Origin of the sequence: Streptomyces sp. NPDC002838 (genome assembly GCF_040295365.1) — a bacterium.
Classification (GTDB): Bacteria; Actinomycetota; Actinomycetes; order Streptomycetales; family Streptomycetaceae; genus Streptomyces.
The window spans coordinates 1-14095 of the sequence record NZ_JBEOVF010000106.1; the positions used below are offsets into that span (position 1 = coordinate 1).

The window sequence follows — 14095 nt, forward strand, 5'->3', positions numbered from 1 at the left end:
TCATGTGGCGGAGCCACCTGGCCCTCCGCACCGTGCGGCGAGCGTGCGTGCCGGGCGTCGCGACGCTGCGGAGATCCATCAGAAGGGCCCTAGGGGGCGTCGACCTGGAACACGCCCGGGATGCGGGAAAGCCCGGCGGCGTACGCGCGCGTGTCGGCCTGTCGATCGAGGACGATCTGGACGGTGTCCGTCGGCTCGGCGGCGAACTCCCGGTGCACGATCTCGGACGTGGTGGGCGAGGACGTGCCCTCGGGCAGGGTGCGCTCGTCGGGGAGGCCGAAGCGCAGACCGAGCAGGGGTGAGGCGGCGACGAGGAGGACGGTCAGGACGCCGGCCCCGGCGAGCAGGGGCGGCGCATGGCGGCGAGCGCGGTGCGGTGCCGGAAGCCGGAGGCGGGCGCGGCGGGACGCTCCACCCGCTGGCCCCGGCGGGCCAGCGCGGCCGGGAGCAGGATCACGGCTCCGGCGACCGCGCTGAGCACGACGAGCACTCCCGCGTACGCGAACGCCGACTCCCCCATCGCGTCGACGCCCTCCTCCGCCTTGCAACTGGACGCACCAGACCCCGCTCACCAGCGTTGACGGGGGGCGCCGCCGATTTCCTGCGACCTGATCCGCCGGACAGGCCCTAGAGAACTACGCACTCTTCGCGGCCCGCCCCTGCTGGGGGGACACCAGACCCACACCGTGGGCGAGTCGGGCCGCCGCGTGCCGGAAGAACGTCGTCCGGTCCTCCACGACCCGGTTGAACTGACCGAACAGCTCGAACCCGATCAGCCCGTACAGCTGGGCCCAGGCCGCGACGAGTGCCGTGACCGTCTCGGGCGGGAGGTCGGGGGCGAGGTCGGCGGTCATCCGCTCGGCCTCGGGGCGCAGGTCGGCGGGCAGTGGAGGCTTGGCCAGGCCGAGGCCCTGGTGGGCGTCGCGCAGGATGCCGATGAGGAGGAGGCCGACGCGGGAGGCGGCCGGGACGGTGGTCTCGGGGGCGGTGTAGCCGGGGACCGGCGATCCGTAGATCAACGCGTACTCGTGGGGGTGCCCGAGGGCCCAGCCGCGTACGGCTTCGCACACCGCGATCCAGCGCTGGGCGGGGTCGGCCTCGACGACTTCTTCGTGCGCGGCCTCGGCGGTCTGACCGAGGGAGTCGTAGGCGTCGATGATGAGGGCGGTCAGCAGGTCGTCGCGGCTGGGGAAGTAGCGGTACAGCGCGGAGGAGACCATGCCGAGCTCACGGGCCACGGCGCGCAGAGAGAGCTTGGCGGCGCCGTCCGCGGCGAGTTGTCTGCGTGCCTCGTCCTTGATGGCGGCGGTGACCTCGATCCTGGCCCGGGCGCGGGCGCCGCGTGTGGTGTCGCTGCTCATGCGGAACAGTGTCCCACGAAGAGAGAGCAGTGCACACAGTTCAGATCAGCGCAAACAAAAGAGAGCACCGCTCTTGCTTCGGATCGCCGAACTCCTCCATACTGTTCTCGAACGAGAGCACTGCTCACAAAAGAGAGCATCGCTCTTTCAAACGTTGGGGGTCCCATGTCCACGCACGTCCAGAAGCCCGGCTGGCTCACGGTCCAGGTCCTCAACCGCGCCGTGGCGTGGATGACCCGCCGCGGCATCAGTGTCTGGGGCTCCCGGGTCCTGGCGGTCCGCGGCCGCAAGAGCGGCGAGTGGCGCACCACCCCCGTGAACCTGCTGACCGTCGACGGACAGCAATACCTGGTCGCACCGCGCGGCCACGTCCAGTGGACGCACAACATGCGTGCGGCGGGCGGGGGCGAGCTGCGCCTCGGCAAGAACGCGGAGGCGTTCACCGCGACCGAGGTGGCCGACGACGACAAGGCCCCGCTCCTGCGTGCCTACCTCAAGCGCTGGAAAGCCGAGGTCGGCGTCTTCTTCAAGGGAGTGGGCCCCGACTCCCCCGACGCCGACCTGCGTCGCATCGCCCCCGACCACCCGGTCTTCCGGGTCGAGGTCACGAGCTGACCTCGCCGACCGAGGGACCCGAGGAACCCGCGGGCCGGCGGTCCAGCACGGTCAGGGCGCGCTGGGCGATGGGGTGGGTGCGGACCATCTCGCCCAGCGAGGTGGCGCCGCGCGTGATGTCCATGAACGCCTTCCAGGCCGGGCGGAAGCCGGTCAGCGCCGCGTGGAAGAGGCCGGGGCGCCGCTCGAAGATCGTCAGCATGCTCTTGCCGACGGCCATCTCGACGCCCAGCCCCGCCTTGATCGCGAAGGCGTAGTTGAGAGCCTGGCGCCGGGTGTCCACGGCGTCGTGCGCCTCCGAGATGCGTACCGCCCACTCCCCCGCGAGCCGGCCCGAGCGCAGCGCGAACGAGATGCCCTCGCGGGTCCACGGCTCCAGAAGCCCGGCCGCGTCCCCGCACACCAGCACCCGCCCGCGCGACAGCGGCGAGTCGTCGGCACGGCAGCGGGTCAAGTGGCCCGAGGAGATGCTCGGTTCGAAGCCGGCGAGACCGAGCCGGGCGACGAAGTCCTCCAAGTAGCGCTTGGTCGCGGCGCCTTCGCCGCGTGCCGAGATCACACCGACCGTCAGCGTGTCGCCCTTCGGGAACACCCAGCCGTAGCTGCCGGGCATCGGGCCCCAGTCGATGAGCACCCGCCCCTTCCAGTCCTCGGCGACCGTCTCGGGCACCGGGATCTCCGCCTCCAGGCCGAGATCCACCTGGTCGAGCTTGACCCCGACATGCGCTCCTATGCGGCTGGCGCTGCCGTCGGCGCCGACGACCGACCGCGCGAGCAGCGTCTCGCCGCCCTGCAGGACGACCGCGACCGTGCGCCGGTCCGGCACGGACGAACCGTGCTGCTCGACCCGCTGGACGGTGACGCCCGTACGCAGTTCGGCGCCCGCCTTCTGCGCGTGCTCGACCAGCTGCTGGTCGAACTCGGGCCGGTTGATCAACCCGAACAGCATCTGCTTGGAGCGGCGGGTGCGGGTGAAGCGGCCGTTGTGCGAGAAGGTGACCGCGTGCACCCGATCGCGGAACGGCAGCTCGAAGCCGGGTGGCAGGGAGTCGCGCGAAGGTCCGATGATGCCGCCGCCGCACGTCTTGTAGCGGGGCAGCTCCGCCTTCTCCAGCACCAGCACGCGCCGCCCCGCGACCGCCGCCGCATAGGCGGCCGAAGCCCCCGCCGGTCCCGCGCCCACCACGACGACGTCCCACACCCGCTGCACGTCGTCCGCCGAAGAGTTCTCGCTGCTCACGATGGTCTACTGCTCCCGATCAAGCCGCTGCCGCACCTGTCTCCCGCATCCTACGGCGGACGTCGCCCCAGGCCACTGGGCGGACGCCGCCCCTGTGGCAGGATCGGCGGCACTCATCGGTACAACGTCGCACCCACAAGGAGCGTGCCCATGTCGTCGCATCCGGTCGCCGAGACCGTCGCCTCGCTGATGCCCAGGGCGAAAGCGGAGCTCACCGAGCTGGTGGCCTTCAAGTCGGTGGCGGACTTCGACCAGTTTCCCAGGAGCGAGAGCGAGGGCGCCGCCCGCTGGGTCGCCGACGCGCTGCGCGCCGAGGGCTTCGAGGACGTGGCCCTGCTCGACACCCCCGACGGCACGCAGTCGGTGTACGGCTACCTTCCCGGCCCCGAGGGCGCGAAGACGGTCCTGCTGTACGCCCACTACGACGTGCAGCCGCCGCTGGACGAGGCCGCGTGGGCCACCCCGCCCTTCGAGCTGACCGAGCGGGACGGCCGCTGGTACGGGCGCGGGGCCGCCGACTGCAAGGGCGGCGTGCTCATGCACCTGCTGGCGCTGCGCGCGCTGAAGGCGAACGGCGGCGTCCCGGTCCACGTCAAGGTCATCGCCGAGGGTTCGGAGGAGATGGCCACCGGGGGTCTGGAACGGTACGCCGAGGAGCACCCCGACCTGCTGGAGGCCGACACCATCGTCATCGGCGACGCGGGCAACTTCCGCGTCGGTCTGCCGACGGTCACCGCCACACTGCGCGGCATGACTCTGGTCCGCGTGCAGATCGACACGCTGGCGGGCAACCTGCACTCCGGCCAGTTCGGCGGCGCCGCCCCCGACGCACTGGCCGCGCTGATCCGCGTACTGGACTCGCTGCGCGCACAGGACGGCTCGACGACCGTCGACGGGCTCACGCCCGAGACGCGGTGGGACGGGCTGCAGTACGACGAGGAGCAGTTCCGCGAGGACGCCAAGGTCCTGGACGGCGTGCGGCTGATCGGCGACGGCACGGTCGCCGACCGGATATGGGCGCGCCCGGCCGTCACCGTCCTCGGCATCGACTGCCCGCCGGTCGTCGGCGCCACCCCGTCGGTGCAGGCGAGCGCCCGCGCGCTGGTCAGCCTGCGGGTGCCGCCGGGCGTGGACGCGGCCGAGGCGACCAAGCTGCTGCAGGCCCACCTGGAGACGCACACGCCGTGGGGCGCCCGGGTGCGCACCGAACAGATCGGCCAGGGTCAGCCCTTCAGCGCGGACACGGCCAGCCCGGCGTACGCGGCGATGGCGGAGGCGATGGCGGTCGCCTACCCGGGTCAGGAGATGCAGTACGCCGGCCAGGGCGGCTCCATCCCGCTGTGCAACACCCTCGCCGCCCTCTACCCGCGCGCGGAGATCCTGCTGATCGGACTGAGCGAGCCGGAGGCCCAGATCCACGCGGTCAACGAGAGCGTGTCCCCCGAGGAGCTGGAGCGGCTGTCGGTGGCGGAGGCGCTGTTCCTGCGCAACTACGCGGCGAGCTGACAGCTCTGCCGAGAGCAGAGGGCCCTCGTCACCGGGCGGGGGCCCTCTTACGGTCGTCCCATGGACGTCATCGAGCTCCTCCCTCGGCTGCACCTCCTGCGCTTCCCGGTCGGGCAGGCTTATCTCTGGCGCGACGGCGACGAGTTGACCCTGATCGATGCCGGACCGGCGGGCTCCGGTGCGCGGATCGACGCTCTCGCGGGCACGCTCGGGCGCGTACGGCGGATCGTGCTCACCCATTTCCACGAGGACCACGCGGGCGGGGCGGGTGAGTTGGCCGCGGCGACCGGCGCCGAGGTGCTGGCCCACCACCTGGACGCACCCGTCGTACGAGGTGAAGCCCCGGGCCCGCCACCGGTGTTCGAGGACTGGGAACGCCCCCTCCACGCGGAAGCCCTACGGCATCTGCCGCAGGGCGAATACCTGCGCCCGCGGCAGGTCACCGAGCTGTCCGACGGGGAGATGCTCGACTTCGGCGGCGGAGCTCGCGTGCTCCACATCCCCGGGCACACACACGGCAGTATCGCCGTCCACCTCCCGGAGCACGGCGTGCTGTTCACGGGCGACGCGGTCGCCGCGTCCCCGGTCGACGGGGCCGTGATGCTCGGCGTGTTCAACCTCGACCGGGCCCAAGCGGTCGCCTCCTTCCACCGGTTGGCGGCGCTGAAGGCGGACCTGGCCTGTTTCGGCCACGGCGATCCGGTGATCGGCCGGGCCTCGGCGGCGCTTCGGAGATCGGCGGACACGTACGGACCGGATCACTGACGATGGGCGCATGCACCGCGACACGCGCCTCGCCAACCACACCGACATCGCCACCGCCCTCTCCCTCCTCAGCGACCGGGAACTCGCGGACCTGGTGGACGCGGGTACGCCGAACGGCTCCGGGATCGGCGGACGTTCGACGCTGATCGAGGTCGACGGCGTCCGGGTCTTCGTGAAGCGGGTGCCGCTCACCGACATCGAGCGGCGGCCCGAGCACGTCCGCTCCACCGCCAACGTCTTCGGCCTGCCGCCCTTCTTCCACTACGGCATCGGGGTCGTCGCCAGCCCCGGCCTCGGCGCCTGGCGGGAACTCGCCGCGCACACGATGACCACGAACTGGGTGCTGGCCGACCGGTTCGCCGGCTTCCCGCTGATGCACCACTGGCGGGTCCTGCCCGACACCCCGCGCCCTCTCCCGGACGAACTGGCCGACGTGGAACGGGCCGTCGCCTACTGGGGCGGCACCCCACAGGTGCGCGAGCGCATCGAGGCCCGGCGGACGGCGTCCGCGAGCCTGACACTGTTCCTGGAGTACATCCCGTACACCGTCCACGACTGGCTCGAAACCCGCCTCGAAGCCGGTGACGCGGACACGGCCGTCCCCCTGGTCGAGCAGGGGCTGGAGGCCGTCGTCTCCTTCCTGCACGGGCAGGAACTCCTGCACCTCGACGCCCACTTCGGGAACTTCCTCACCGACGGCCGCCGTCTCTTCCTCACCGACTACGGCCTCTCGTTGTCGCCCCGCTTCCGTCTGTCGCCCGAGGAACGCGACTTCGTCGACCGGCACCGCCACTACGACCGTGCCTACACCCGCTCGTACCTGGTCGTCTGGCTCGTCACCGACCTGTACGGGTACCGCGGGCAGGAGCGGGAGGCCTTCCTCCGCGCGTGCGCCGACGGGGCGCGGCCGGACGGGATTCCGGAGGCCGCCGCCGACGTCATCGCGCGGCGCGCCCGAGGGGCCGCCGTGATGGGCGAGTTCAACCGGCGGTTCCAGGAAGAGAGCAGGCTTACGCCGTACCCGCCGGAGTCTCCTCACTCCCCCTGACTGCCGGGTCGAGGACGATGTCCTCGTCGCGTGCCTCGATCGTCGGCTCCTCGGGAAAGTGACAGGCCGTCAAGTGCCCCTCGCTGTTCCCCGAGAGACGGACCAAAGGCGGTTCCTCGGTCGCGCACTTGTCCTGAGCCTTCCAGCAGCGGGTACGGAAGCGGCAGCCGGACGGCGGGTCGACCGGGGAGGGTACGTCGCCCGCCAGGCGGATGCGTTCGCGCCGCCGGGTGCTGTCCGGGTCGGCCTCGGGGACGGCGGAAAGCAGCGCGTGCGTGTAGGGGTGCCGGGGCCGTGTGTAGAGCGCCTGCCGGTCGGCGACCTCGACGATCTTCCCGAGGTACATCACCGCGACGCGCTCGCAGAAGTGGCGGACGACGGCGAGGTCATGGGCGATGAAGACGAACGCGATGCCGAACTCCCGTTGGAGATCCTGCAGCAGGTTGACGATCTGGGCCTGGATGGACACGTCCAGCGCGGAGACCGGTTCGTCGGCCACGATGAGCTTCGGCCTGAGGGCGAGGGCGCGGGCGATCCCGATGCGCTGGCGCTGACCGCCGGAAAACTCGTTCGGGTAGCGGTTGTAGTGCTCGGGACTGAGGCCGACCGTCTCCAGCAGTTCCTGGGCGCGCCTCTTGTGGCCCTGGGGCGGGTTGATGCCGTTGAGTTTCATCGGCGTCTCGACGATGGTGCCGACGGTGTGCCGGGGGTTCAGCGAGGAGTACGGGTCCTGGAAGATCATCTGGAGGTTCCGGCGCGCCTCCCTCATCCTGGCCTCGGGTGTGTGGGTGATGTCCTCGCCGTCGAACACGACGGTGCCGGCCGTGGGTTCCAGCAGCCGGGTCACCAGACGGCCCGTGGTCGACTTGCCGCAACCCGACTCGCCGACCAGGCCCAGCGAGCGACCGGCGCCGACCGTGAAGTCGATGCCGTCGACGGCGTGCACGGCGCCGATCTGCCGCTGGAAGACGATGCCCTGCCGGAGGGGGAAGTGCTTCGCCAGGCCGCTGACCTCCAGCAGCGACTCCGTGGTGGGCGCGGCCTGCGATGCGGGAAGGTGCTGGGTGCTGCTCACGGCATGCTCCTCTTCGTCCGCCGCCGTCACCGCGCGGCTCCGGCGGCCGTGCGGCCGCGGATCTCTTTCCTGGTCTCCGGGGTGAGATGGCAGGCGGCGAGGTGCCGGTCGGTGCCGGAGACGCTCAGCAGCTCGGGCCGTTCCACCGTGCAGCGCCCCCCGGGCACCCAGCCCTTGTAAGTGCAGCGCGGGTGGAAGGCGCAGCCACCCGGAGGGTTGATCAGACTCGGTGGGGAACCGGCGATCGGGTTCAGCCGTCGGTCGACGTCACTGGTGAGGTGCGGCATCGACTCCAGCAGGCCCCATGTATAGGGGTGTTGGGGATCCTTCAGCACGTCGCGCACGGTGCCGTACTCGATCCTTCGGCCGCCGTACATCACCAGGATGTCGTCGGCGACGTCGGCCACGACGCCGAGGTCGTGCGTGATGAGGATGACGGCGGAGCCGAACTCCTCCTGCAGATCGCGGATCAGGTCCAGGATCTGGGCCTGGACAGTGACGTCCAGGGCGGTCGTGGGTTCGTCGGCGATGAGCAGCGCGGGGTCGCAGACGAGGGTCATGGCGATCATGGCGCGCTGCCGCATGCCGCCGGAGAACTGGTGCGGGTAGTCCTTCGCCCGGCGCTCGGGCTGCGGGATGCCGACCCGTTTCAGCATCTCGACCGCCCGCTCCCGGGCCTCCTTCTTGGCGACCTTGTGGTGCACCTGGTACGCCTCGGCTATCTGGGCGCCGACGGTGAAGTACGGGTGCAGGGCGGACAGCGGGTCCTGGAAGATCATGGAGACCGTCCTGCCGCGCAGCGCGCGCATCTCGCGCTCAGGGAGGGCGACGAGCTCCCTGCCCTCCAGCCGGATCTCGCCGGACACCATGGCGCGGGTGCCCTTGTGCAGCCCCAGCAGGGCCAGCGAGGTCACCGACTTTCCCGATCCGGACTCGCCGACGATGCCGAGCGTGCTGCCCTTCTCCAGGGTGAAGGAGACTCCGTCGACGGACTTGACGATGCCGTCCTCGGTAGGGAAGTGCACGCGCAGGTCCCGTACGTCGAGGAAGGGGGCGGAGGCGGGCGCGAGGTCCGCGGGCTGTGGAGAGGTCTGCAGGGACACTGGGCTTTCCTTACGCGGCTGTCGGGGCTCAGGCGAGCCGTACACGCGGATCGACGAGGCCGTACACCACGTCGACGACGACGTTGGCGAGCACGACGAACGTGGCGGCGAAGAGCGTGGTGCCGAGGATGACCGGCAGGTCGGAGTTCTGCACCGAGTCCACCGCGAGCTTGCCGATGCCGTTGATGCCGAACACCGACTCGGTGATGACGGCGGAGCCGCCGATCAGGGAGCCGACGTCCATGCCGAAGATGGTGATGATCGGGGTGATCGCGGCCCTCAGCCCGTGCTTGAGGACGACCTTCGCGGCCGGTAGTCCCTTGGCGCGGGCGGTACGCATGTAATCCTCGGCGAAGACCTCCAGCATCGAGGAGCGGGTGAGCCGGGTGTACAGCGCGAGGTAGACGATGACGAGCGTGGCCCACGGCAGGATCAGCCCCTGGAACCAGGCGGTCGGGTCCTGGGTGATCGGTGTGTAGCCGGCCGTGGGCAGGATCTGCCACTTGTCGACGAACAGGAACAGCAGCAGCAGACCGATGAAGTAGATCTGCACGGAGACGCCGACCAGGGCCAGTCCGACCGCCGCCTTGTCGGCGGCCCGGCCCCTGCGGACCGCGGCGACCGTGCCGAGGCCGACGCCCAGGACGAGGAAGACCACCGCGGCGCCGAGGCCGAGCGACAGGTCCGCCGGGAAGTCTCCCAGCAGGGTGGTGAGGACCGGTGTGTCGGTCTGGAAGGAGACGCCGAGGCAGGGCGCGCCGCAGTGCACGCGCACGCTCTGGTCGCCGAAGTCGCGGCCGACGAAGAGCCCCTTGAAGAACTCCCAGAACTGCGTCATGAAGCTCCGGTCGAGGCCCAGCGAGTGCCTGATCTCCACCAGTCGGGAGGGCGAGCAGGTCTTCCCGCAGGCCAGGAGCGCGGGGTTGGACGGCAGGGCGAAGAAGATGACGAAGGTGATCACGGTGATCACCAGCAGGATCACGGCCGCTGCCAGCAGGCGTCGGATGAGGTAACGAAGCATGTCGTGCGGGGCCCTGACGTGAGTGGGGTGCCCGCCGGCCGAGGGCCGCCGGCGGGCCTGAGAGGGATGCCTCAGTGGGTGACGTAGACGTGCACCAGGCTCGGTTCGGCGAGAACGGCGTCCGGGATGACCCCGCCGACCTTGGAGCCCGAAAGCTCGCTGAAGTTCATGTACATCAGCGGCACCACGGCGGCGTCCTTCATGATCTGCTCGTCCAGGGCGCCGTAAGCGGCGTTGGCCTGGTTGATGCTGGTCATCTTGCCGATCTTGTCGATCTGCGCGTTGATCTTCGGGTCGTTCAGGTACGACAGGTCCTGGTTGGACTGCGGCAGCTTCGCGATCTGCCGGCCGTCGAACAGGACGGGCAGCACGGTGGAGGCGTTGGGCCAGTCGGCGATCCAGTCGCCCCATGTGAGGTCGTACTGGTTCTTCACGTTGTCCACGGTGCTGAAGTAGTTCGCCGCGTCGATCGGGGTGATGTTGACGGTGATGCCGATCTTCCCGAGCGAGGTCTTCACCGCGTCGGCGAAGTGCTCCTGCGTGGTGGTGTTCTCCACCGCCAGCGACATGGTGGGCTTCGGGTTGCCGGCCTGCTTCATCAGCGCCTTGGCCTTGGTGAGGTCACCGGCCGGGTTCGTGCTGTAGAGGTTGAACTTCTTGTAGCCGTCGATGCCGGGGCTGAGCATCGTGCTCGCGTAGTCGCCGTACGCCGAACCGCCGAAGGCGCCCCGGACGGTGGTCTTGTCGATCGCGTCCTCGATGGCCTGGCGGACGCGGATGTCCTTGACCCGGCCGGTGTTGATGGCCATGTAGTTGATGCCCGGAGCCGGGATCTTGTAGTAGCGCGACTTCACGGCCGCGTCGCCCGCGATCGACGTCAGGTCGGAACCCGCTATCGGCCACTGCATGATCGAGGTCTGGGCGGTGCCGGCGTCGGACTTGATCTGCTGGTCGATGGCGGCCTGGTCCTGGCCGAACTTCACGTCCATCTCGTCGACGTTCTGCTCCCGGATCGGGTCCGTGGACCGGCTCCAGTACTTGTTCTTGACGAGGACGAGTTCCTTGTTCTTCGTGTACGACTTGATCATGTAGGGCCCGTCGGACCAAACGTGCGTGTCGTACGTGGAGCCCGTGTCATGGGCCTTGGGAACCGCCGACCACCCGGTCATGGCCGTCGTCTGCTCGAAGTCGGCGACCGGCTGGTTCAGATGGAAGACGACGGTGTACTTGTCCGGCGTCCCGATGGAGTCGAGTTGCTGCCCCTTGTAGGGGCCCTTGTACGTGGAGCCGCCGCTCAGCCACTGACTGGCGTACGGCGGGCCGCCGTTGATGTCGGGTGAGAAGGTGCGCTCCACGCCGTACTTGACGTCCTGTGCGGTGACCTCGGTGCCGTCCTGCCACTTGATCCCGTGGCGCAGGTGGAAGGTCCACACGGTGGCGCCCTTGCTGGGCGTTCCGGTGTCGGTGGCCAGGTCGCCGACCAGCTTCGGCTGGTCGCCGGTCTCGTCCCAGCCGGTGAGGGTGCGCACGAACTCCTGGGCCATGCTGGACCCTTCGGTCGTGTAGACGCGTTGAGGGTCGAGGTGGTCGAAGTCCGCATGGTCGAGGACCGTCAGCGTGCCCCCCTTGGTCGGGGAACCGCTGCCTGTGGTGCTCGAGGAGCCCCCGCAGGCGGTGGCCCCCAGGGTGATCGCCACGGCGGTGGCCGCGAGGGCGATCGAGCGCCTTCTGCGCGTCATGAGGTAACACTCCGTTCTTTTACGGGCTCGGCGTCGGCGGTCCGCGTGGGACCGTCCGGCCGGTGATCGGGAGGAACGCGTCAGCCGCGGGCCGCGCGGGGGTCGAGGGCGTCCCGGACGCCGTCTCCGAGGAGGTTGAGGGCCAGCACGAGGACGAGGAGCAGGACGCCGGGGATGAACAGGTACATCGGGTCCTGCAGGAAGAACTGCGAGGCGTCCGAAAGCAGCGCTCCCCAGTCCGGGTTGGGCGGGATGACGCCCACCCCCAGGTACGACAGGGCCGCCTCCGTGGTGATGTTCTGCGGGACGGCGAGCGCGAAGGAGATCAGTACCGGCGCCCACAGGTTCGGCAGCAGCTGACGGAAGAGGATGTGCCGCCGGCCGGCGCTCATCAGCCGTGCCGCGTCGACGAACTCCCGCTCGCGCAGGGACAGCACCTGGCCGCGCACCAGGCGGGCGGTGTAGGCCCAGGCGAACACCGCGATATTGAGGACGAGGACGAGCAGCCGGAGGTTCTCGTCGGTGCCGCCGTGGCTGTTGGTCTGCAGCGCGTTCTGGATGACCGGGGTGAGCGCGATGATGAACAGCAGCTGCGGGAAGGCCAGCATCACGTCCATCACCCGCGACAGCACGGAGTCGACCCAGCCGCCGGAGTAGCCCGCCGCCAGCCCGGCCACGACGCCGACGACGGTGGACAGCACGGCCGACGCGAAGCCGACGAAGAGCGAGGTGCGCAGGCCGTAGACGATCCGGCCGAAGAGGTCGTATCCCGTTCCGGGTTCGACCCCCAGCAGGTGGGTGAGGCTGATCCCGCCCAGTGACCCGTACGGGAAGTTGCCCGTGTCCGGGTCGATCGCCTTTCCGTCCGGTGTGATGGGCCCCCAGCCGGTCAGCGCGGTGAGCACCGGGGCGAGCAGTGCGATCACGATGAACAGGACGGTCACCACGAACGCGGTCATGGTGACCTTGTCCCGCCTGATGCGCTTGAAGGCCATGCGGGCCGGTGAGCGTCCGGCGATGGCGGGGCCGCCGGATCGGGGGCCGGGCGCCGGTTCGTCGGCCGGAAGCGCGGTCGCCGAGGGGTAGGGAGTCGTCATGCGGATGTGCCCCTGAGTGAAAGGCATGGCGGCGGCCGTGTGTCGGCGCCGTGAGACTGAGCGGACTCTCGCAACGTGCCGAGAGCCCGGTCAAGACGGATAAGCAGCAGAAAGGGGATTGTTTGCGCTTGTTGCCAAGAGTTGACGAGAGCCGGACGTTTCATTAGCTCTGACATGGAGGTATTTCGACGGTCCCTTGGGGAGATCCGGGCCAACGTCTCCGTCGGGCGACCTCGTCCGGGCATGCCGAAGTCCCCGCCGACACCAGGGAGCGGCGGGGAATGTCACCGGATGTCAGCCGATCGGAATGCCGGCTTCCAGATACATCGCCGCCCCGCGTTCCCGGGCCCGCAGGGCCCAGCGCAGCCGTTCGTAGCGGACGGGCGGCAACAGGTCGGCGGCCTCCTCCTCGGTGGCGAAACGCCAGTCGCGCAGCTCGGGCCCGGGCAGCAGGAGGCGTCCGGCGTCGGCGGAGTCGAGGCGGCCGCCGTCGAAGAGGAGGCGCAGGCCGCCGTAGCCCGGAGGGGCGGGCGGTTCCCAGTCGACGACGAGCAGGCGGGGTACGTCGTCCAGGCGGATCCCGGTCTCCTCGGCGACTTCGCGCATGCCGGCGCGGGCGGGCGCCTCGCCCGGTTCGACGACGCCGCCGGGGAATTCCCAGCCGGCTTTGTAGGTGGGGTCGACGAGCAGGACCCGGTCCCGCTCGTCGAAGAGGAGGACGCCGGCCGCGAGGGTCTCGGCGGTGGGCTCGGGTGTCTGCACGATGTCGCACGCCGGCACGGTGCCGCTGCCCACGGCCTCGGCTATGCGGGCGGCGGTCTCGTACGGCGTGAGGGCGCTGGTGTCTATCGGGTGGGCGTCGGCGGTGAGCCAGTTGGCGAGGGCGGCTCGGTACGGTTCTATGTGGTCGTACGACCACTGCCGTATTCGCATCTCTCCGTCGGGGAGGTCGGGCGGGACCTCGCGGTGGGCGATGCGCTCGCGCAGGATCGTTTCCCCCGGAGCGAGCAGGACATGCCGGACGGTGATCCGGCGCGCGGCGAGGCCGCCGAAGATCTCGTCGCGGTAGTCCTGGCGCAGGAGGGTCATGGGGACCACCAGGGTCCCGTCGAGCTCGGCGAGCATCGCGGCCGCCGTGTCGATCACCAGTCGTCGCCAGATCGGCAGGTCCTGGTAGTCGCCGACCTCGGCGAGGTGTTTGGGCGGCAGCAGGTGCGTGAGCGCTGCGCCGATGACCTCGGGGTCGAAGAGCGTGCTGTTGGGGATCAGTTCGATCAGCTCCCGTGCGGTGGTGGTCTTCCCCGCACCGAACGCGCCGTTGATCCAAACGACGGTCACGTTTCCCCCTCTTCTGTTGGCCCCCTGTGGCTTGCCCGCTCCACCCTGCCACGGAAACCAGCCGCAGTTGAGGGCACACAACACGTGGCGCCGGTGCCCCCCTTCTCAGGGGGGGCCGCCGCCCCCGGAGAGGGGGGGCCTTCCACGTCAGACGCTAGGACCCGGTGAGGGTTGGGAGGCATGCGGG

The 14095-nt window shown here is 70.1% G+C and carries 14 protein-coding genes; 5 read left to right on the forward strand and 9 right to left on the reverse strand.

Annotation, left to right across the window (positions count from 1 at the left end; translation table 11 throughout):
• On the forward strand, nt 1–302 hold a 302-nt coding region (locus tag ABT063_RS50800), incomplete at its 5' end, for a hypothetical protein (RefSeq protein WP_351068945.1).
• Nucleotides 303–322: 20 nt separating this feature from the next.
• Here the strand turns inward: ABT063_RS50800 and ABT063_RS50805 are convergent.
• Entirely contained in the window at nt 323–520 is a 198-nt protein-coding gene (locus tag ABT063_RS50805) for a hypothetical protein (protein WP_351068947.1), read from the reverse strand.
• Between the two features lie 115 nt (nt 521–635).
• Entirely contained in the window at nt 636–1361 is a 726-nt protein-coding gene (locus ABT063_RS50810) for a TetR/AcrR family transcriptional regulator (RefSeq protein WP_351068950.1), read from the reverse strand.
• A 165-nt stretch (nt 1362–1526) separates the two neighbouring features.
• Here ABT063_RS50810 and ABT063_RS50815 point away from each other — a divergent pair, with 165 nt between their 5' ends.
• Nucleotides 1527–1976, forward strand: a complete 450-nt coding sequence (locus ABT063_RS50815) for a nitroreductase family deazaflavin-dependent oxidoreductase (RefSeq protein ID WP_351068953.1) — start codon at nt 1527–1529, stop codon at nt 1974–1976.
• Here the strand turns inward: ABT063_RS50815 and ABT063_RS50820 are convergent.
• Nucleotides 1966–3216 (reverse strand): geranylgeranyl reductase family protein, encoded by a 1251-nt coding sequence (locus ABT063_RS50820; protein WP_351068956.1) that lies wholly within the window; start codon nt 3214–3216, stop codon nt 1966–1968. The genes ABT063_RS50815 and ABT063_RS50820 overlap by 11 nt on opposite strands.
• Nucleotides 3217–3366: 150 nt before the next feature.
• Here ABT063_RS50820 and ABT063_RS50825 point away from each other — a divergent pair, with 150 nt between their 5' ends.
• From ABT063_RS50825 to ABT063_RS50835, 3 genes are read left to right on the forward strand one after another with little or no spacing between them, the layout of a single operon-like run.
• A complete protein-coding gene (locus tag ABT063_RS50825) occupies nt 3367–4722 on the forward strand; it encodes a dipeptidase (RefSeq protein WP_351068958.1) in 1356 nt (451 codons plus the stop codon).
• Nucleotides 4723–4782: 60 nt separating this feature from the next.
• Entirely contained in the window at nt 4783–5487 is a 705-nt protein-coding gene (locus tag ABT063_RS50830; protein ID WP_351068961.1) for an MBL fold metallo-hydrolase, read from the forward strand.
• A 10-nt stretch (nt 5488–5497) separates the two neighbouring features.
• Nucleotides 5498–6535, forward strand: coding sequence for a protein kinase family protein (locus tag ABT063_RS50835; RefSeq protein ID WP_351068962.1), 1038 nt, complete (start codon nt 5498–5500; stop codon nt 6533–6535).
• On the opposite strand, the gene ABT063_RS50840 is transcribed toward ABT063_RS50835, so the two are convergent.
• The 6 genes from ABT063_RS50840 to ABT063_RS50865 all read right to left on the reverse strand — a co-directional run bounded on the left by ABT063_RS50840 (nt 6498) and on the right by ABT063_RS50865 (nt 13908).
• On the reverse strand, nt 6498–7610 hold the full coding sequence (locus ABT063_RS50840; protein ID WP_351068965.1) for an ABC transporter ATP-binding protein: 1113 nt from the start codon (nt 7608–7610) through the stop codon (nt 6498–6500). The two genes, ABT063_RS50835 and ABT063_RS50840, sit on opposite strands and share 38 nt — an antisense overlap.
• Nucleotides 7611–7636: 26 nt before the next feature.
• Entirely contained in the window at nt 7637–8713 is a 1077-nt protein-coding gene (locus tag ABT063_RS50845; protein WP_351068967.1) for an ABC transporter ATP-binding protein, read from the reverse strand.
• 28 nt (nt 8714–8741) lie between these two features.
• Complete coding sequence (locus tag ABT063_RS50850) at nt 8742–9734, reverse strand: ABC transporter permease (RefSeq protein ID WP_351068968.1); 993 nt, start codon at nt 9732–9734, stop codon at nt 8742–8744.
• A 71-nt stretch (nt 9735–9805) separates the two neighbouring features.
• The gene (locus ABT063_RS50855; protein ID WP_351068971.1) at nt 9806–11473 is read right to left on the reverse strand and encodes an ABC transporter substrate-binding protein; all 1668 of its coding nucleotides are present in this window, start codon (nt 11471–11473) and stop codon (nt 9806–9808) included.
• An 80-nt stretch (nt 11474–11553) separates the two neighbouring features.
• Complete coding sequence (locus ABT063_RS50860; protein ID WP_351068976.1) at nt 11554–12570, reverse strand: ABC transporter permease; 1017 nt, start codon at nt 12568–12570, stop codon at nt 11554–11556.
• 294 nt (nt 12571–12864) lie between these two features.
• Nucleotides 12865–13908, reverse strand: coding sequence for an NUDIX hydrolase (locus tag ABT063_RS50865; protein ID WP_351068973.1), 1044 nt, complete (start codon nt 13906–13908; stop codon nt 12865–12867).
• Nucleotides 13909–14095 lie beyond the last annotated feature (187 nt).

Bases quoted from the DNA above. Each gene is read 5' to 3' on its own strand.
- ABT063_RS50805 (WP_351068947.1), bottom strand. From the start codon at position 520: ATGGGGGAGTCGGCGTTCGCGTACGCGGGAGTGCTCGTCGTGCTCAGC.
- ABT063_RS50850 (WP_351068968.1), bottom strand. From the start codon at position 9,734: ATGCTTCGTTACCTCATCCGACGCCTGCTGGCAGCGGCCGTGATCCTG.
- ABT063_RS50825 (WP_351068958.1), top strand. From the start codon at position 3,367: ATGTCGTCGCATCCGGTCGCCGAGACCGTCGCCTCGCTGATGCCCAGG.
- ABT063_RS50855 (WP_351068971.1), bottom strand. From the start codon at position 11,473: ATGACGCGCAGAAGGCGCTCGATCGCCCTCGCGGCCACCGCCGTGGCG.
- ABT063_RS50860 (WP_351068976.1), bottom strand. From the start codon at position 12,570: ATGACGACTCCCTACCCCTCGGCGACCGCGCTTCCGGCCGACGAACCG.
- ABT063_RS50835 (WP_351068962.1), top strand. From the start codon at position 5,498: ATGCACCGCGACACGCGCCTCGCCAACCACACCGACATCGCCACCGCC.
- ABT063_RS50810 (WP_351068950.1), bottom strand. From the start codon at position 1,361: ATGAGCAGCGACACCACACGCGGCGCCCGCGCCCGGGCCAGGATCGAG.
- ABT063_RS50830 (WP_351068961.1), top strand. From the start codon at position 4,783: ATGGACGTCATCGAGCTCCTCCCTCGGCTGCACCTCCTGCGCTTCCCG.
- ABT063_RS50815 (WP_351068953.1), top strand. From the start codon at position 1,527: ATGTCCACGCACGTCCAGAAGCCCGGCTGGCTCACGGTCCAGGTCCTC.